The organism is Bacillota bacterium (assembly GCA_013314855.1).
In the GTDB taxonomy this organism is placed as follows: domain Bacteria; phylum Bacillota; class Clostridia; order Acetivibrionales; family DUMC01; genus Ch48.
In genome coordinates this window covers 29,666-48,179 of the sequence record JABUEW010000015.1, presented here as the reverse complement: position 1 = coordinate 48,179, position 18,514 = coordinate 29,666, and the positions used below count along the sequence as shown (strand labels likewise).

15 protein-coding genes are annotated in these 18,514 nt (G+C 38.1%); 11 read left to right on the top strand and 4 right to left on the bottom strand.

The window, feature by feature from the left end; all coding sequences use genetic code 11:
* Positions 1-386: 386 nt before the first annotated feature.
* Positions 387-1,412, top strand: coding sequence for an aspartate--ammonia ligase (locus HPY74_04060; protein ID NSW89853.1), 1,026 nt, complete (start codon positions 387-389; stop codon positions 1,410-1,412).
* 387 nt (positions 1,413-1,799) lie between these two features.
* Here HPY74_04060 and HPY74_04055 read toward each other — a convergent pair whose 3' ends face one another.
* Positions 1,800-2,288, bottom strand: coding sequence for a dihydrofolate reductase (locus tag HPY74_04055; GenBank protein NSW89852.1), 489 nt, complete (start codon positions 2,286-2,288; stop codon positions 1,800-1,802).
* Between the two features lie 458 nt (positions 2,289-2,746).
* Between HPY74_04055 and HPY74_04050 the strand changes: the two genes are divergently transcribed.
* From HPY74_04050 to speD, 4 genes are all read left to right on the top strand, one after another.
* On the top strand, positions 2,747-3,085 hold the full coding sequence (locus HPY74_04050; GenBank protein NSW89851.1) for a P-II family nitrogen regulator: 339 nt from the start codon (positions 2,747-2,749) through the stop codon (positions 3,083-3,085).
* Between the two features lie 77 nt (positions 3,086-3,162).
* Entirely contained in the window at positions 3,163-4,425 is a 1,263-nt protein-coding gene (locus HPY74_04045; protein ID NSW89850.1) for an ammonium transporter, read from the top strand.
* A gap of 471 nt (positions 4,426-4,896) precedes the next feature.
* Entirely contained in the window at positions 4,897-6,099 is a 1,203-nt protein-coding gene (gene argJ, locus HPY74_04040) for a bifunctional glutamate N-acetyltransferase/amino-acid acetyltransferase ArgJ (GenBank protein NSW89849.1), read from the top strand.
* 405 nt (positions 6,100-6,504) lie between these two features.
* A complete protein-coding gene (speD, locus tag HPY74_04035; protein NSW89848.1) occupies positions 6,505-7,356 on the top strand; it encodes an adenosylmethionine decarboxylase in 852 nt (283 codons plus the stop codon).
* A 71-nt stretch (positions 7,357-7,427) separates the two neighbouring features.
* Here the strand turns inward: speD and HPY74_04030 are convergent, their stop codons facing one another.
* The 3 genes from HPY74_04030 to HPY74_04020 are packed head-to-tail and all read right to left on the bottom strand — an operon-like array spanning position 7,428 to position 12,851.
* On the bottom strand, positions 7,428-9,197 hold the full coding sequence (locus HPY74_04030; GenBank protein NSW89847.1) for an iron hydrogenase small subunit: 1,770 nt from the start codon (positions 9,195-9,197) through the stop codon (positions 7,428-7,430).
* Between the two features lie 2 nt (positions 9,198-9,199).
* Complete coding sequence (gene nuoF / locus HPY74_04025; protein ID NSW89846.1) at positions 9,200-12,325, bottom strand: NADH-quinone oxidoreductase subunit NuoF; 3,126 nt, start codon at positions 12,323-12,325, stop codon at positions 9,200-9,202.
* 22 nt (positions 12,326-12,347) lie between these two features.
* Positions 12,348-12,851, bottom strand: coding sequence for an NAD(P)H-dependent oxidoreductase subunit E (locus HPY74_04020; protein NSW89845.1), 504 nt, complete (start codon positions 12,849-12,851; stop codon positions 12,348-12,350).
* 448 nt (positions 12,852-13,299) lie between these two features.
* Between HPY74_04020 and HPY74_04015 the strand changes: the two genes are divergently transcribed.
* The 6 genes from HPY74_04015 to HPY74_03990 all read left to right on the top strand — a co-directional run bounded on the left by HPY74_04015 (position 13,300) and on the right by HPY74_03990 (position 18,510).
* Complete coding sequence (locus HPY74_04015; GenBank protein NSW89844.1) at positions 13,300-14,178, top strand: phosphate ABC transporter substrate-binding protein; 879 nt, start codon at positions 13,300-13,302, stop codon at positions 14,176-14,178.
* Between the two features lie 26 nt (positions 14,179-14,204).
* Complete coding sequence (gene pstC, locus HPY74_04010) at positions 14,205-15,209, top strand: phosphate ABC transporter permease subunit PstC (protein ID NSW89843.1); 1,005 nt, start codon at positions 14,205-14,207, stop codon at positions 15,207-15,209.
* A gap of 60 nt (positions 15,210-15,269) precedes the next feature.
* Positions 15,270-16,097, top strand: a complete 828-nt coding sequence (pstA, locus tag HPY74_04005; protein NSW89842.1) for a phosphate ABC transporter permease PstA — start codon at positions 15,270-15,272, stop codon at positions 16,095-16,097.
* Positions 16,098-16,901, top strand: a complete 804-nt coding sequence (locus HPY74_04000) for a phosphate ABC transporter ATP-binding protein (protein ID NSW89841.1) — start codon at positions 16,098-16,100, stop codon at positions 16,899-16,901.
* Between the two features lie 38 nt (positions 16,902-16,939).
* Positions 16,940-17,650 carry a phosphate signaling complex protein PhoU gene (gene phoU, locus HPY74_03995; protein ID NSW89840.1) on the top strand — a complete coding sequence of 237 codons (711 nt, stop codon included), beginning with the start codon at positions 16,940-16,942 and terminating at the stop codon, positions 17,648-17,650.
* Positions 17,651-17,805: 155 nt separating this feature from the next.
* Entirely contained in the window at positions 17,806-18,510 is a 705-nt protein-coding gene (locus HPY74_03990) for a response regulator transcription factor (protein ID NSW89839.1), read from the top strand.
* Positions 18,511-18,514 lie beyond the last annotated feature (4 nt).

The window sequence follows — 18,514 nt, the reverse complement described above, 5'->3', positions numbered from 1 at the left end:
ATTTTATCATTTCTATATCTTCAGGACTAAATGTCCTACCTGAAAATGTTCTATTAGTATTGTTCATGACTTGATTACCTACCTCCCCCAAGTCTACTATACAATACTAATCTTGTACGTGTCCAACCCGGTTTTGCGAAAATATTTTTTTGCTACTCTCTATAACTCTTGTTTTCTCTTTCTTTTAAATTCGTGCTTCATCTCTGATGAAAAAATTGAAGATTTTTTGAAGATTTTTGTATTGACATATTTCATAGCCTGTGTTAAATTATCTTGTAATAATATTTTATTACACTATAATTGATATTAACAGCAAAGGCGCTGTGCGGATTTGCACTCAGCGCTTTTACTTTTATATTTTTAATTAGAATTGGGGGAAGTTTAATATGGCACAAGACACTACCTACAGGCTATTTATACCACCAGGGTACAAACCGAAAATGGGTATACTTGAAACAGAAAAAGCAATCAAAGAGCTAAAGGATTACTTTGAAACGGCACTGGCACAGGAACTGAATCTAATTCGTGTTTCCGCACCTCTTTTTGTTCTGCCCGAAACAGGCCTCAATGATAACTTAAACGGCGTAGAAAGGCCTGTGACCTTTGACATCAAATATCACAACGGGAAAACAGCAGAGGTTGTACAATCTCTTGCCAAATGGAAACGTTATGCATTAAAACGTTATGGAATTAAAGAAGGTTATGGACTTTATACCGATATGAACGCAATTCGCAGAGATGAAATTACCGATAACCTGCATTCGATTTATGTTGATCAGTGGGACTGGGAAAAGATTATCAGCAAAGCCGATAGGAACATAGATTTTCTAAAAATGATAGTAAGAAAAATATATTCCGTATTCTTAAAGACCGAATCCCGCATAACTTCAATGTTTCCACAGCTTGACTCATACCTGCCCAAAGAAATTACTTTTATTACCTCTCAAGAGCTGGAAGACAGATATCCCACACTTGAGCCAGCAAAAAGAGAAACTGCGGCAGCAGAAAAATATGGAGCAATTTTCATCATGCAGATAGGAGGAAAACTTAAATCCGGTATTCTCCACGATGGCAGAGCGCCCGATTATGACGACTGGTCACTAAACGGCGATATGGTATTTTACTATCCTGTGCTGGGCAGAGCATTCGAGGTTTCATCTATGGGTATAAGAGTGGATGAAAAATCTCTTGTTTCACAGCTTAAAGAAGCAGGCTGTGAGGAAAGGGCACAGCTTCCCTTCCACAAGGCGTTGCTTGAAGGAGAACTGCCTCTTACAATAGGAGGAGGGATAGGACAGTCAAGGCTATGCATGTTCTTCCTCAACAAAGCACACATTGGTGAAGTTCAAGTATCCGTTTGGCCTGATGATATGGTTAGCCAGTGTGAAAAAGCAGGTATAGCACTACTATAGTTCTCTTATAACTCTAGTAGAGAAGTACTGTAAAATAGTATACATATAGGGGCGCATTTTATTTTTATGAAGAAAATGCTTCCAGTAACTAAATGCTCCAAGTCTTAAGAGCCTGTAAATTCACTTCGGGGCAAATCAAACTTGCAAAATAATTTGAATGGAATTTAATAATATTTCAATGTAATTATTTTGCTCATACAGTTGATTTGCTTATCCCTCGTCGGATTAACAGGCTCTATAAGACTTTCCGCAATGTTACTTCCAGCATTTTCTTCAAAATTTGAAAATGCGCCCTACATATAGAGACGAGGTACTATAAAATAGTATATGGATTAACATGGAAGACAGAGAATATGTTTACATTTTCTCTGTCATTCCATCCTCAACCTATAACTTTTGAACCATGGCTTTTCTTTCAAAAGTATAGTAGGTATATGATATTGGACCTTCAACCCTTTTTTCGTAGGTTATAATAAAATCATCATGGTTAAAACTTGGGAAATAGGCATCTCCTTCAAAATATTTGTCAATTACCGTTAAGTAAATATATTTTGTATATGGCAAAGCTTCTTCATACAATTGAGCTCCGCCGGCAATAAATACTTCCTTTTCATTTTTTAGCAACTCAAAAGCCTCTTCAAGTGAATTTACAGTCATACAGTTTTCGGCAAAAAACTTTTTTGTTTTTGAAACAACAATGGTGGTTCTGTCTGTTAACGGCTTGCCAATCTCTTCAAAAGACTTTCTGCCGATTATTATTGTTTTACCAATTGTAAGTTCCTTAAAGCGCTTCTTTTCTCCTGGAATATTCCAGGGAATTCTTCCGTCTTTACCTATTACATTATTTTTTGAAACAGCAGCAATTATTGATATAATCACGCTTGTTACCTCCGAATTACAATATACGGCATACCCTTCTTGCTTTTCATAATTATATATTCTAATTATATATTCTAATTATATATTCTATATAATTATATAAGAATAACAATAATTTATCCAAATATTTAATTAAAGCAATAATGTATCATTTTATTGCTACCTTATAGCAATATATACAATAACACTATAATTATGCAAGATTGATTTGGTAAACTTGCATAATTATAGTGTTTATAACCAATATAACTAATTCTTATTGGTCTTTTTGCAATTTTTAGTTTGACATATTGCATATTTTGTGTTAAACTGGATTTATAATTAAATTTCAGCAAAGGCGCTGGTGGATTTTCCACCCAAGCGCCTTTTTTATAAGAGCAAAAAGTGCAATACCCAAATTGATAAATGCAAGTTAATCTTAAAACATTATTTTAAGAAAGCGAGGAGATAACACAATGAAAAAAGTAGAAATCATAATCAAACCGGAGCGTCTTGAGGAATTAAAAATCGTATTACAGGAATGCGGAATAACAGGGCTTATGATTAGTAATGTTATGGGATATGGGAACCAAAAAGGGTTTACCGCCCAATATAGAGGAACAACCTACACAGTAAACCTTCTTCCTAAAATCAGAGTTCAAACAGTAACAAGTGATACTATAGCTGAAAATATCGTAAAAGCTGTATGCAGTAAATTAGCAAAAGGCGATGTCGGCGATGGCAAAATATTTCTCTATGATGTTGCCGATGTAATAAGAATACGTACAGGAGAACGTGGAGAAAAAGCGCTCTAATAAACTTCGGTAAATATCAGCAAAAATTATTTCATTTCTATGAGAGATTGAAAATGTAAATGAAAGGGTGATTATTTATGAGTTTGGATTTTAACTATTTGAATATTTTGTGGACTTTGATTGCAGCTGTTCTTGTTTTCTTTATGCAAGCCGGCTTCGCAATGGTGGAAACCGGCTTTACCAGGGCAAAAAATGCCGGCAATATTATAATGAAAAACTTTATGGATTTTGCAATAGGTTCTGTTCTGTATTTTATTATAGGATTCGGGCTTATGTTTGGCGATAGTTTTCTTGGGCTTTTTGGTACAAATGGATTTTTTAACCCGGATAAAATTACAAACGTATCCCAGTTTTCCGAACTTACTCCAGGTGTATTCATATTTTTTCAAACCGTATTCTGTGCAACTTCTGCTACTATAGTCTCAGGTGCCATGGCAGAACGCACAAAATTTATTGCTTATGTGATTTATTCAGCAGTTATAAGCCTTCTTATTTACCCTGTCGTAGGTCACTGGGTATGGGGAGGCGGCTGGCTGTCCACTTTAGGATTTGTAGACTTTGCAGGCTCTACAGTAGTTCACTCCGTAGGTGGTTGGGCGGCACTGGTAGGTGCATCCATGCTCGGTCCTCGTATAGGCAAATATAACAAGGACGGCACAATAAATGTAATTCCCGGTCACAGCTTAACACTTGGCGCACTTGGTGCTTTCATTCTTTGGGTAGGATGGTTTGGTTTTAACCCAGGTTCAACTCTTGCTGCAAACGAAGAAATCGGCCGTATAGCAATGACTACCAACCTTGCTGCCGCTGCAGCCGCTTGTTCTACAATGACTATTACCTGGTTCAAATATAAAAAACCCGATGTAGGAATAACTCTCAACGGTGCGCTTGGGGGACTTGTTGCAATCACTGCGGGATGCCAGGTTGTTACCATGTGGGGTGCTATTATAATCGGCATAATGTCCGGTTTTGTTGTTACGTTTGGTATTGAGTTCATTGATAAAGTATTAAAAGTTGATGACCCTGTCGGGGCAATTACTGTACATTGTTTGAACGGTATTGCAGGAACCCTTTTTGTAGGATTGTTCGCAAACTACAAACCGGGAACAGCTAGCGCCATACTAGGTCTTTTTTACGGTGGAGGATTCAATCTTCTTGGAGTTCAAGCCCTTGGAGTTATCTCCGTTGCAGTGTGGACCCTTGTAACTACTTTTATACTTTTTACTGTTATTAAGAAAACAGTCGGTCTTAGAGTATCAAGGATTGAGGAGATCCAGGGACTTGATATTCACGAGCATGGCATTGAAAGTTATGCAGATTTTGTAAGCAGATTACAGTAAGTTACCGTAAGTTATTGTGGTAAAATTTTTTACTGTAAGCAAAGCCCCATGTTTACAATTAAAGATGTGTAGCCTTCCATTAGTTACTGTTGAGGCTGATGCTGCAAAGCATTGGTAAACCAAGGTGGTACCACGAAGCATAATCATAATACTCTCGTCCCCAGGATTATTCCTGGAGGTGGGAGCTTTTTTATAATTTGTTTGCGTGAACACTCCTGACTTCAGTCATGAATGAGATGAAACGCAAACTACTTGATTTTGTTCTTCCTATAACTATTGTTTTTACTATGTTTCAAGACTCATTATTCTTATAACAAGTTTTAAGATGAAAAAATATCGTAAATTTTATATAAAATCATTGAACATTGTTATTCATTTCTGTATAATTTAAATAATTCTAAATTTACTTTATGTAAACATTTATGATAAATAAAAAAACAAATAATTCTAAATTTGACTGGAGTGAATCATATGCGTCTTATAGATGGAGGTGTTACAGCCTCTGAAGGTTTTTTTGCCGCAGGAATAGCATGCGGCATTAAGAAAAACGGAAAGAAAGATCTAGCAATAGTCTGTTCCGAAGATATTGCAGCTGCAGCCGGTGTTTTTACTACAAACATTGTAAAAGGTCATTCATTACAAGTAACCATGGAACATATAAAAAGCGGTTATGCTACTGCTATTGTTATAAACAGCGGTAATGCCAATGCCTGTGTTGGCGAGCAGGGTTACAGGGATGCAAAAGAAATCGCTGAAATAACCGCGCAATATCTTGAATGTATGCCCGAAAATATTCTTGTCGGCTCCACTGGTGTAATAGGAGTGCCTTTAAATATGGAAGTTATTCGTCCCGCTATTGAAGACCTTGTTTCCAACATGTCACCTGATGGAGGCCATGATGCTTCAGAAGCGATAATGACTACCGATCTTATTTCCAAAGAAATTGCCGTTGAATTTAAAATACAGGGAAAACCTGTAATAATCGGCGGTATGGCTAAAGGTTCCGGAATGATTCATCCGCAAATGGCTACAATGATTGGCGTAATTACAACAGACGTCAATATATCAAGAGGACTTTTAAATAAAGCTTTAAGCGAAGTTGTAAACCATACATTTAACAGGGTTTCTGTTGATGGAGATACAAGCATCTGCGACATGGTAATTATTATGGCAAACGGAATGGCCGATAATTCCCCAATAATAAATGAAGATGGGGACTATAAGAAATTTAAAGATGCTCTCAACTATGTATGTACTGAACTTGCCCGGATGGTAGCAAAAGATGGTGAAGGAGCAACTAAATTTGTGGAAATAATTGCAGAAGGTGCAGCCACTGAAGAGGACGCGTACAAGATAGTAAGCGCAGTTGCAAAATCACCTCTTGTCAAAACCGCTTTGTTTGGTGAAGATGCTAACTGGGGAAGGATTCTTACTGCAGCAGGATATTCCGGTGCAGTCTTTGACCCTGAAAAGATAGACATTTATATAGGGGATTTGCTGGTGTGCAAAAATGGAGCTGCTGTGGGTTTTGACGAAGCCAGGGCTAAAAGCATACTTCAGCAAAAAGAAATTGTTATAACCTTAAAACTAAAGGAAGGTAAATTCTCCGACAAAATGTGGACTTGTGATTTGTCATATGACTATGTTAAAATAAATGGAAGCTACAGAACTTAAGTCACCTTTTTGGCTTTTGTAAGAAGTATTTTATGAATTATTTTGTTGATATAAATAAAAGGGGCTAAATAGCTAAATATTTTTAAAAAAATTGCTTATTTATTAGCCCCTTTTTATGGAAACATCTTCATAAAATAGAACAGCAATTAGTTATCAATCGTTTTTCTATTCACTTTTCGAATTTATTTATAATAGATAGTATAATACCAAAAAACTTTACCTCAAAACAAAAGTTTCAAATAAAAAAAGTAAAGCTAAAATGCACATTAATTAAGTTATACATAGATTTTTACTGAAAACAAAAAATATTTTATACTAAGGTATTGTATTTTGTAATAATCGTGCTAAAATATATCATATTCAGTTAAATAACGAGTTTTTGTGAAGGAGGTTGATAATGTAAAAATGAAAAAGAATAAAATAAAATTGTATGGATTCAATAACCTGACAAAAACCTTATCGTTTAATATGTATGATATCTGCTACACAAAATCGGTGTTAGACAGAAATGCTTATATTTCTTATATCGATGAACAATATAATGCTGAAAGGCTCACAAATATTTTAAAACACGTTACAGAAATTATTGGGGCGAATATACTAAATATTGCCAAACAGGATTATGACCCCCAGGGAGCCAGTGTTACAATACTTGTATGTGAAGAGCCTGTAAGTGTTATTTCAAATAATGATTATATTTCTCCGGATAAAAATGATTCTAATAGTAGTATCCTAGACGGTAATGGAACTAATAATATAAAGTGCGAGGCAGTAGTGGCCCATCTGGATAAAAGCCATATTACAGTCCACACTTACCCTGAATACCATCCTGACGGCGGTGTTTGCACGTTCCGGGCTGATATTGATGTTTCAACTTGTGGGAAAATATCCCCCCTAAATGCTCTTAACTACCTTATCAGTAGCTTTGAAGCGGATATCATGACTATTGATTACCGCGTTAGGGGTTTCACAAGGGACATAACCGGCAGGAAAATTTTTAACGACCATAAATTTAATTCCATACAAAATTATATTTCGGAGGATGTTCGTAACCGTTATTATATGATAGATGTAAATGTTTACCAAGAAAACATTTTTCACACAAAGTGCAAACTCAAAGAATTTGATCTTGACAATTACCTGTTCGGTTTCTCTAAAAAAGACATCCATCCTGGAGAAGCAAAAGAAATAACCCGCCGCTTACTCAAAGAAATGGATGAAATCTTTTACGGACAAAATATGACCAATGATTATTAGCGGACTGTCCTGAACCGGTGTACCCTGCAAAGCAATGCAGGTACACCGGAAGCAGGTTACATATTAGCTGCTTAGCTGCCTCTCCTCTTCGTATAGTAAGTATGAAGCAGTTCATGGGATCTATGTCCAAGAGGTTCCTTGAGAAATTCTTCGTAAAGTTTCTTTATAAATGGGTTTTCATGGGACTTTCTGAATTCTTTTCCTTCATCCTCCTTATATATTGCCTCCATCCTCTTTTTTCTGATTTCATCATTGGTGGGTCTAGGCTGGCCTCCCCCGCTGATACAGCCTCCAGGGCAACCCATCACTTCAATAAAATGGTACGGTGATTGGCCTTTTGCCACCTCTTCCATCAGTTTTTTGGCTCCTGCAAGGCCGCTGGTTACAGCCACTTTTACCGTTACGCCATTAAGGAATTCATATTCATCCAAAGGGTCCTCTATTTTAATTTCAGCAGTCTTAATTTGCTCCAATCCCATAATAGGGGTTACGTGGAGCTTATCGAAAGGGAGCTCTCTTCCGGTTACAATTTCATATACAGTCCTTAAGGCAGCTTCCATAACACCCCCGGTGGTTGCAAAGATATCTGCCGCTCCTGTTGAAAGCCCTAATGGATTGTCAAACCGGCTGTCTTCAAGTGTTTTAAAATCAATACCCGCTTCTTTTATCATTCTTGCAAGTTCCCTTGTCGTAATAACCGCATCTACATTAGGTACACCATTATTCACCATTTCAGGTCGGGTAATTTCAAATTTCTTGGCGGTACAGGGCATGACAGAAACTACGAATATGTTTTCAGGGTCTACACCTATTTTGTCTGCATAATAAGATTTTACAAGCGCTCCCATCATCATATGGGGCGATTTGCATGTAGAAATGTGGTCAAGTTCATCAGGAAAGTTGTGTTCCACATATTTAATCCAACCAGGACTGCAGCTTGTAATCATGGGAAACACGGCATGACCTCCCGAAAAGGCAAGCTTAAGCCTTTGTAGAAATTCGTTGCCCTCTTCTATTATCGTCAGGTCAGCAGTGAAATTTGTATCAAAGACATCATCAAAACCCATACATTTAAGGGCAGTTACCATTTTTCCGGTTACAAGAGTACCAGGCTCATATCCGAATTCTTCGCCCAGGGCTGCTCTTATGGCGGGAGCCGTCTGTATCACAACTCTTTTATTTTTATCATGCAAAGCTTCCCACACTTTCCCTATGGAATCTTTCTCCTGCAGCGCCCCCACAGGGCATACAACAGTACACTGCCCGCAGTAGGCACAATTTACTGAATTTAAAGGCAAATCACCGGCAGGAGCTATAACAGTCTTGAATCCCCTTTGCTGGACATTCAGTACGCCTACGCCCTGTATTTCATTACAAACGGTTACACACCTCCGGCACAAGATACACTTTGAAGTGTCCCTGGTTATGGAAGGTGAAGAATTGTCAATCTTCATCTTGGACTTTTCACCTTCAAACCTTGACTCGCTTATTTGTATAACCTCACCCAGCTTTTGCAATTCACAGTTTTGGTTTCTTGCACAATTAAGGCAGTCTTTTGGGTGGTCGGAAAGCATCAGTTCATATATTAGCTTTCTTGCCTTCCTTACCTTTTCCGTATTAGTCCTTACAACCATTCCTTCCCTTACTGTTGTTATGCACGAAGCCTGAAGGGTTTTTGCCCCCTCTACTTCAACTACGCATATCCTGCAGGAACCAACCTTATGAACACCCTCCAGGTAACAAAAACTTGGGATTAATATATTATGTTGTTTTGCAGCCTCAAGGATTGTAGTACCTTCTGGCACTGAAATCTTCTTGTTATTTATAATTAAATTTACCATAATTAAACCCTCCTGTCACATCTTAAGCACCTCATGGCTTCAGCAATAGCATTTAATTTATGGAATCCAACCGCAACTTCATCAAAAGATTTCTTGCGCTCTTCGGGAGCAAGGTATTTCATGGGGAACCTTTCATGCTCAACTATTTCCTCTTCACCCGAAGGTTTTGGTATTTCTATGTCTTCTCCGGTATTCAGGATCCCATTGCCGCCCAGGTATATATCTATGGATTTTGCCGCTTTTTTTCCATCGGCAATAGCCGTAATTACCACATCAGAACCCCTTACTACATCTCCGCCGGCAAACACGCCTTTCATCTTTGTCATCAGGGTCTCGCTATCAGTGACAAATGTACCCCACTTTGTAACCTCAACCTCGTCTTTATTTATAAATGGCAAATCCGAATATTGGCTTACAGCGGGAATTACCATGTCAACTTCAATTATGAATTCCGAACCCGGAATTGGTATTGGCTTTCTCCTGCCGCTGGAATCAAACTGTCCCAGCCCCATTCTTATGCACCGGACTTCTTGTACCCTATCTTTTCCGGTAAACTCCACGGGCGCTGCATAAGGTATGATGTTTATACCCTCTTCAATTGCATCCTTCACTTCCCTTTCATCCGCAGGCATGTCTTCTATGCCTCTCCTGTACAGGATGGTAACTTCTTTCGCTCCCAGCCGTACTGCGCATCTTGCTGCATCAATAGCCGTATTTCCTCCGCCTATAACAGCGACCTTGGCACCGACTTTGACATTCCTTCCTAAGTTTATATCCCTCAAGAATTCAAGGCCATGGTATACACCCTTCAAATCTTCGCCGGGGATGTCCACCCTTCTTGAGAACTGTGTTCCTGTCGCAATATATATTGCATCATGCCGCTCCTTGAGCTGGTAGAAGCTGATATCAACACCCACTTCAGTATTCAGGTGTATCTTTACTCCAACCTGCTCTATCAATTTTATTTCATGCTGAAGTATATGCTTTGGAAGCCTGTATTCCGGTATCCCAAAAGCAAGTATCCCTCCTGCAACACTTTGTGCTTCATAAACTTCTACATCGTAACCAAGCCTTGCAAGATAGTAACCGCAAGTCAGTCCTGAAGGTCCTGCACCAATAATACCGACGCTTTTGCCCTTTTTGGGGAATACTAAATCCATATACGGTTCTTCATGCATCATTACATAATCGGCAACATATCTTTTTAAATCGGCAATCGAAATAGGTTCATCAAGCTGCGCTCTTCTGCACCTGCTTTCGCACGGATGTGTGCAAACCCTTCCACATACCGCCGGAAAAGGGTTTTCCTTTCTTATAAGGTTGTATGCGTCCCTTATCCTTCCGGCAGCTATTAAAGCAATATACCCCGGTACATTTACTCCAGCAGGACATGCATTCTGGCAAGGAGAAATAAACAAATCAGCGCATACTCCTGCACGGCAATATTTATGCTTTATATGTTCCTCATATTCTTCCCTGAAGTTCCTAATGGTACTAAGCACAGGATTCGGCGCAGTCTGGCCCAAACCGCAGACGGCAGCCTCTTTTACCATATACCCGATTTCTTCCAGAAGCTCTATATCTCCTTCTCGGCCTTCTCCTTTTACTATCCTTTCCAGAATCTCCAGCATTCTTTTTGTTCCAAGCCTGCAAGGGACACATTTCCCGCATGATTCATCCTGTACGAATTCCATAAAGAACCTCGCCATATCAACCATGCATGTATCCTCATCCATGATTATTAGCCCGCCAGAACCCATGATAGTTCCTAGATTGGTAAGGGAATCATAATCGATTTGAGTGTTCAGGTGCTCTCTGGTTAAACACCCACCTGAAGGGCCTCCGGTTTGGGCGGCTTTAAACTCTTTCTTCTTTGGAATTCCTCCGCCAATGTTAAAAATAATATCGCCCACGGTTATGCCCATTGGCACTTCAACAATCCCGGTATTGTTTATATCTCCGGCAAGAGCAAACACCTTGGTACCTTTGCTTTTGTCTGTGCCATATTTTGCAAACCATTCGCTCCCCTTTAGAATAATTGGAGGGACATTGGCAAAAGTTTCAACATTATTGATAATGGTAGGTTTATCGAAAAGGCCTTTCTCAAATGGAAATGGCGGTTTTTGCCTGGGCTCTCCCCTGTTTCCTTCTATAGATTCCATAAGTGCGGTTTCTTCTCCACATACAAAAGCACCGGCACCAATCCTTATTTCAATATCAAAGTCAAATCCGCTCTGTAAAATATTTTCTCCCAACAACCCGGCTTCACGGGCTTTTTTAATTGCATCCTCAAGCCTCTCTACTGCAAGGGGGTATTCAGCTCTTACATACACATACCCTTTGCATGCCCCAATGGCATATCCGCCAATAAGCATACCCTCAATAACAGAATGAGGATCGCCTTCCAGTATGCTTCTGTCCATAAATGCTCCAGGGTCACCCTCATCTGCATTGCAAACAATATATTTAACACTGCCCTCAGCATTTAACCCTGACTGCCATTTTATGCCGGTAGGGAATCCTCCGCCTCCCCGGCCTCTTAATCCGGATTTTTTGATTTCTTCTACAACTTCTTCAGGAGACATCCCACTGAGTACCTTTGCCAATGCCATGTATCCGTCATTAGCTATGTACTCCTCAAGAGACGAAAAGGCTATATTACCGCAATTCCTTAAGGCGATTTTCACCTGGTCTTTAAAATAGTCTATATCTTTCAAGTATGGTATATATTCATTTTTCTTTCTATCAAAGTAAGTATTGTCTATCTTGATTTTACCGTTGACAAGGTGCGAAGACACTATATCCGGAATAATCGAAGGGTCCAGTTTGGTATAAAAAACTCCCCCAGGCATTACAAGCATAACCGGGCCTAAGTCGCAGGTCCCCATACATCCTGTTTCGGTCACAAGTACTTCATTTTGCATATTGTTTTCTTTCAAAGACTTAATCAGTGCTTCTTTAACAGCGTAGCAATTTGACGAAATACACCCTGCCCCTGAACATACCATTATTTTGTATTTGTACCGTCTTGTTTCATTAATGTAATTCTCCTTTATCTTTATCAAATCCTCTTTAGTTCTAATTAGAATAGTTTTTTGGCAATTATCCTTATTAATTTCCTCACCCATATATTCCTCTCACCCCAATCCATTAATAATACTTTTCAAGAATGGCCTCCAGCTTATCAGGATTAACCTGTTTATAAACCTTTCCATTTATTGTAATGGCAGGTGCAAGCCCGCACGCGCCCATACACCGCATGACTTCAAGGGTAAACTTTAAGTCTTCAGTTGTCTCCCCCACCTCAATTCCAAGAAGCTGCTTAAGCTTTTCTAGTATCTTCTTTCCACCTCTTACATAACAAGCAGTCCCAAGACATACCCTGATTGTATTTTCTCCTCGCGGTTTTGTAGAAAAAAATGAATAGAATGTCACAACTCCATAGACTTCCGACAGAGGTTTCCCAAGTTTATCAGCTATAAATTGCTGAAGTTCCATTGGAAGGTATCCGAAAATTCCCTGCGCCATATGCAGAATTGGTATTAAGCTGCCTTCTTTGTCCTTATACTCATCAATAATTTCACCTATCCTGGCATATTTTTCCCTGTCGGTTTCCTCTTTGCACTTACATAGTGCTAAATTATTATTTCTCATACAATCCCCCCATAATAGAAATTTTATGTCATGCTTAAATTGTTTGTATTATATTTAACATTGTTTGTATTATATTTAACATTGTTTGTGTTTTATTTAACAATATTAAGCAAAATTATAAAGTGTGTATGTAGTCATTTATAAATCAAGCTCCTCCTACACACCCTAAAAACATGCAAAATAATTAAAACTACTATCGTAAGTTAGTTATTACGTCTAAATTGTTAAAATTATAACATAGTTATACTAAACTGTTAAAATTATATCATACTTATTTATAAAGAATCAATAAATTTTGGGGAAAAATTGTGTTTATTTATAATAAAACTCAATGATTTTACATGGATTTAACATATAGTTAATACGACATTAACCTTCAATACATAAGCTGGATTCAGAAAAAAAATACTAAACTTTGTTTAAAGTTAGGGGGTATAAACTTATGAAAATGAAAAGAATATTAAGTATTTTAAATGGGAAATCCATTCTGAATGTAAAGCTAATATCAATTCTGGCCGCTGTAATAATTACATCAACAATTCTATTTGCCGGCTGTGATTTATCAAGTGAAGGCAGTAAAGAAAATACTAGCCAAAAAGGCACTCTTGAAATTATCGGTTCGACATCTGTACAACACCTTGCGGAAATTATGGCAGAAAAATTTAAGGATAAAAATCCCGATGTGGTAATCAACTATCAGGGTGTAGGTTCAAGCAAAGGAATACTTGCAGCTAAAGATGGCACAGGGGATATAGGAACATCTTCCCGTGAATTAAAAGAAGAAGAAAAAGGCTGGGGACTTAAAGAGTATGTGATAGCAAAAGACGGTATTGCCATTGCAGTTCATCCCGACAACCCTGTAAAAGAGCTGACAACAGAACAGGCAATTAAAATATTCAAAGGCGAAATAACCAACTGGAAAGAAGTTGGAGGCAGTGACAAAAAAATAGTAGTGTTAAGCCGTGAAGCAGGGTCAGGTACTAGAGGGGCTTTTGAAGAGTTATTAAAGATTGAAGACCAGGTTGTCAAAGAAGCTCTGGTTTTTGACGGCAATGGTCCAATGAAAGCTGCAATCGCAAGCAACCAAGATGCTATAGGTTATGTATCTTTCGGTTTCATTGATGGCTCAATAAAGACGTTGATAATTGATGGTGTAGAACCTTCAGTAGATAATGTTCTTGCCGGTTCATACCCGTTATCAAGGCCTTTTATAATGTTAACTAAAGGTGATGTACAAGGGCTGGCAAAATCATTTGTAGATTTTGTATTAAGTGATGAAGGGCAGAACATTGTAGAAGAAGAAGGCTATATTCCTGTCAACAAGTAGTAATAAGTAAAACAGGAGGAAATTTAATGAGCGTAACTAAAAACCTCACTGCAGTAAAAAAGAATATAACAACAGACAAAAATGAAGATAAATTTAACAGAAAAGGAAGAAAAACAGTTAAAGAAATTGTAAAAGAAATAATGATTGAAAAATTGCTGTTTTTCTGCGCATTTGTTTCTCTTTTATCTCTTATCCTCATAACAGTTTATATTTTAATTAAAGGAACCCCTATAATATTTAAAATAGGGTTCTTTAATTTTGTCTTCGGTAGGGACTGGAATCCAACTCCTGCAAATGGAGATGCGTCATTTGGAATTTTACCCATGGTTGCAGCATCCCTACTTGCAACTCTCGGTTCAGTGTTTGCAGGTACACTTATAGGAATATTTACTGCAATTTTCCTTTCCGAAATTGCGCCGGTTGTTATTGTTAAACTGTTTAAACCTGCTATTGAGCTTCTTGCCGGTATACCATCAGTTGTATACGGTTTTTTCGGCCTTGTTGTTATTGTCCCTTTAATCAGAACACACCTCGCTCCCCCAGGCAACAGCCTGCTGGCTGCTATCATAATATTAACTTTTATGATACTGCCTACAATAATAAACATATCTGAAACTGCTATCAGGACTGTACCCGTTGAGTACAGGGAAGGCTCCCTTGCCCTTGGAGCAACTCATATCCAGACAATATTCAGAGTAATACTGCCTGCTGCCAGGTCCGGGATTATGGCCTCAATAGTACTTGGAATGGGCAGGGCAATAGGAGAAACCATGGCAGTTATTCTCGTGGCCGGAAATTCGACATTAATGCCAAAATCACTTTTAAGCCCTGTCCGTACTCTTACAGCTAACATTGCACTTGAAATGGGTTATGCATTTGGCGAGCATGAAAATGCCCTTTTTGCCACAGGAGTTATTTTATTCCTTTTTATTATGGCATTAAACATAATATTTAACGTTCTTGTAAGTAAGACGGGCAAAACAGGCTGCAAAACAGGTAAAATAAACAAAGTCATCAAGGAAAGCAAATAAAAACAAATAGAAATTTAAACCCTAAACTAAAATGCGAAAGAATTCAGGCAGGTGTAAAACATGACAAAAAGAAAAATAGATAAGCTGCTGGAAATAGCTTTGTGGTCATTTTCACTTGCAGCAATAGGCTTCTTGCTGTGGTTACTGATTTATATTTTTATAAAGGGATTCCCTCATATAACATGGGGATTTCTAACTTTGCCGAACAACACCAGGCATGATGGAATATTTCCCATGATAATAAATACCCTTTTTATAATAATTGTATCCCTTGCTGTTTCTGTTCCCATAGGCATTGGTGCCGCAATATATATGGTGGAGTATTCAAAACCGGGGAAAATAATAAATACAATTCGGTTTACAGTTGAAACATTGGCTGGAATCCCTTCCATACTTTACGGTTTGTTTGGCTTCATATTCTTTGTAACCATACTTAAATTCGGCTTTTCAATACTTGCAGGAGCATTGACATTGAGTATAATGGTGCTCCCAACAATTATCCGCACTACCGAAGAATCTTTAAAAGCAGTGCCCAACTCTTACAGAGAAGGCAGCCTTGCCCTTGGTGCCACAAAGCTCACCACTGTAACAAAAGTTGTTTTGCCCTGTGCCATACCAGGCATCCTAACGGCAGTAATACTTAGTACAGGCCGTATTGTAGGTGAAACTGCAGCTGTTTATTTAACAGCAGGAATGGGAAAAAATATTGCGAGAAATATAATGAATTCAGGAAGGACTCTTTCGGTCCACCTCTATATCCTAGCTAAAGAAGGCATATCTTTTGAAAAGACATATGCCACCGCTGCCGTGCTTGTGATCCTTGTAACATTTATAAACATGGCAGCCTCTTTGCTTACAAATAGAATAAATAAAGGAGTTAGAAAATAGATGGACGTATGCAGTGAAACAAAAACAAAAAAAATAAATACAAATAACAATGCAATTAAAATCTCCTCACTGGGCTTGAACCTCTTTTATGGGAATGTGCAAGCTTTAAAAAACATAAATATGGATATTGAAGAAAATAAGGTTACCGCACTCATAGGCCCCTCGGGTTGCGGAAAATCAACTTTCATTAAATCTCTTAACAGATTGAATGACCTGATACCTAATGTTACAATAACGGGTAAAGTATTTCTTGATGGTCATAGTATATATGACGAAAATTATGATGTTGTAAACTTGAGAAAAAGGGTAGGAATGGTATTTCAAAAGCCCAATCCCTTTCCAATGTCAATATATGATAATATTGCCTATGGTCCCAGAATACACGGCATTAAGAATAAGTCCAGACTTGATGAGATTGTTGAAAGGAGTTTAAGAAGCGCCGCTCTCTGGGAAGAAGTAAAAGACCGGCTTAAACATAGTGCTTTGGGTATATCGGGAGGCCAGCAGCAAAGACTCTGTATTGCCAGGGTACTGGCTGTAGAACCCGAGGTGCTGTTAATGGATGAGCCCACTTCGGCCCTTGATCCTATATCCACCCTTAAAATTGAGGATTTAATCCATGAATTAAAGGAAAAGTATACTATTGTCATTGTCACCCACAACATGCAGCAGGCCGGCCGTATTTCGGACAAAACCGCCTTTTTCCTCAACGGTGAGGTTATAGAATACGGAGATACTGAAGAAATATTTAGCAAACCAACTGATGTCAGGACAGAAAACTACATTACAGGGAGATTTGGTTAATAAAATTAATACAAAAAACATTGTACGGGAGGGTTATTATGGTAACAAGACATTCATTCGATACCGAGTTAAAAGAATTGCACATGGAATTGATTAAAATGGGCAGCCTTGTGGAAGAATCCATTGAGAAAACAATTCTTGCGCTAAAAAAACAAGACATCAAATTGGCAAAAAGAGTTTTCTTAGATGATGACATTATCGACGACCTTGAGCAGAAAATTGAAAGGAAATGCCTGCACCTTATAGCTACCCAGCAACCCCTTGCCAAGGATTTGCGTTCAATAGGTACAGCGCTGAAAATCATTACAGACATGGAGAGAATAGCCGACCATTCAGCAGATATTGCGGAAATAACAATACGCATGGCAGGAGAAAAATATATAAAACCTTTGATTGACATACCTCTAATGGCCGAATTAGCTAAAAACATGGTAAAAAAGTCGCTTGACGCCTATGTAAAACAAGATATTGAGCTTGCCAAAGAAGTGTGCTCTGACGATGATGATGTTGACAACCTTTTTGCAAAGATAAAGCTGGAGCTCATCAATATAGTGAAAAATGAGCCTGACTCCATTGACCAGGTAATAAATTTCCTGTTTATTGCAAAATACCTTGAAAGAATGGCTGACCACGCAACAAATATAGGGGAGTGGGTTGTATTTAATGTGACGGGAGAACATGAACACCTTGCAAAAATACTCCATAAGGATGACGCAAAACGGAATCCATTTGCAGACATTGAAATTTGAAGTTTAATTAAAGAGCTTGTTCTGTTAAAATATTTAATAGGTATAAAATTTAAAGGGTATAAAATATTTGAATATCAATTTTTGAATATTAATATGAAAGTATTAGTTTTGCACTAAAGTATTATTTTAAACTAAAATTTTTAAAAGGGGTTTTTATGGAAAAAGAATTGATATATATATTGGAGGATGATATCCACATCCAGCAATTGATTAAGTATAATCTTGAATTAAATGGTTATAGGGTTTCCCTGTTTGATAAGGGCGAAGACCTTTTAAAGGAAATCGAAACATCCCTCCCTGGTCTTTTTATACTTGATATTATGCTTCCAGGCATAGACGGGCTTGAAGTATGCAAAATCATCCGTAAAAACAAAAGGACAGCCGGCATCCCTGTAATTATGCTGACGGCGAAAAGTGAAGAGTTTGATAAAGTATTGGGGCTGGAACTTGGAGCGGACGACTACATTACAAAACCTTTCAGTGTGCGGGAACTTACTGCCAGAGTCAGAGCAGTTTTGCGGAGGGTGAACAATGTTTCTGAAGGGGAAAGCAGTGAGAGTGTGATAAAGTACAAAGACATTTGTATATACCCTGAGCGCCGTGAAGTATATAAGGGCGGCAAACTCCTTGATATGACCTTAAAGGAATTTGAACTTTTAAAAATTCTTTTGGTTAATAAAGGAAAAGTGTTGTCCAGAGATTTTTTGCTTGATAAGGTTTGGGGTTTTGATTACTATGGAGAGACCAGGACAGTAGATGTGCACATAAGGTATTTAAGGCAGAAGATTGAAGACGACGATGCCAACCCGGAATATATTGAAACCGTAAGAGGTATAGGTTACCGTTTTAGAGATAAGTGACTGT

Excerpts from the sequence above, each read along its gene's own strand:
- HPY74_04015 (NSW89844.1), top strand. The coding sequence starts at position 13,300 with ATGAAAAGAATATTAAGTATTTTAAATGGGAAATCCATTCTGAATGTA.
- pstA (NSW89842.1), top strand. The coding sequence starts at position 15,270 with ATGACAAAAAGAAAAATAGATAAGCTGCTGGAAATAGCTTTGTGGTCA.
- HPY74_04045 (NSW89850.1), top strand. The coding sequence starts at position 3,163 with ATGAGTTTGGATTTTAACTATTTGAATATTTTGTGGACTTTGATTGCA.
- HPY74_04020 (NSW89845.1), bottom strand. The coding sequence starts at position 12,851 with ATGAGAAATAATAATTTAGCACTATGTAAGTGCAAAGAGGAAACCGAC.
- HPY74_03990 (NSW89839.1), top strand. The coding sequence starts at position 17,806 with ATGGAAAAAGAATTGATATATATATTGGAGGATGATATCCACATCCAG.
- pstC (NSW89843.1), top strand. The coding sequence starts at position 14,205 with ATGAGCGTAACTAAAAACCTCACTGCAGTAAAAAAGAATATAACAACA.
- speD (NSW89848.1), top strand. The coding sequence starts at position 6,505 with ATGAAAAAGAATAAAATAAAATTGTATGGATTCAATAACCTGACAAAA.
- phoU (NSW89840.1), top strand. The coding sequence starts at position 16,940 with ATGGTAACAAGACATTCATTCGATACCGAGTTAAAAGAATTGCACATG.
- HPY74_04030 (NSW89847.1), bottom strand. The coding sequence starts at position 9,197 with ATGGTAAATTTAATTATAAATAACAAGAAGATTTCAGTGCCAGAAGGT.
- HPY74_04060 (NSW89853.1), top strand. The coding sequence starts at position 387 with ATGGCACAAGACACTACCTACAGGCTATTTATACCACCAGGGTACAAA.
- nuoF (NSW89846.1), bottom strand. The coding sequence starts at position 12,325 with ATGGGTGAGGAAATTAATAAGGATAATTGCCAAAAAACTATTCTAATT.
- argJ (NSW89849.1), top strand. The coding sequence starts at position 4,897 with ATGCGTCTTATAGATGGAGGTGTTACAGCCTCTGAAGGTTTTTTTGCC.
- HPY74_04000 (NSW89841.1), top strand. The coding sequence starts at position 16,098 with ATGGACGTATGCAGTGAAACAAAAACAAAAAAAATAAATACAAATAAC.
- HPY74_04050 (NSW89851.1), top strand. The coding sequence starts at position 2,747 with ATGAAAAAAGTAGAAATCATAATCAAACCGGAGCGTCTTGAGGAATTA.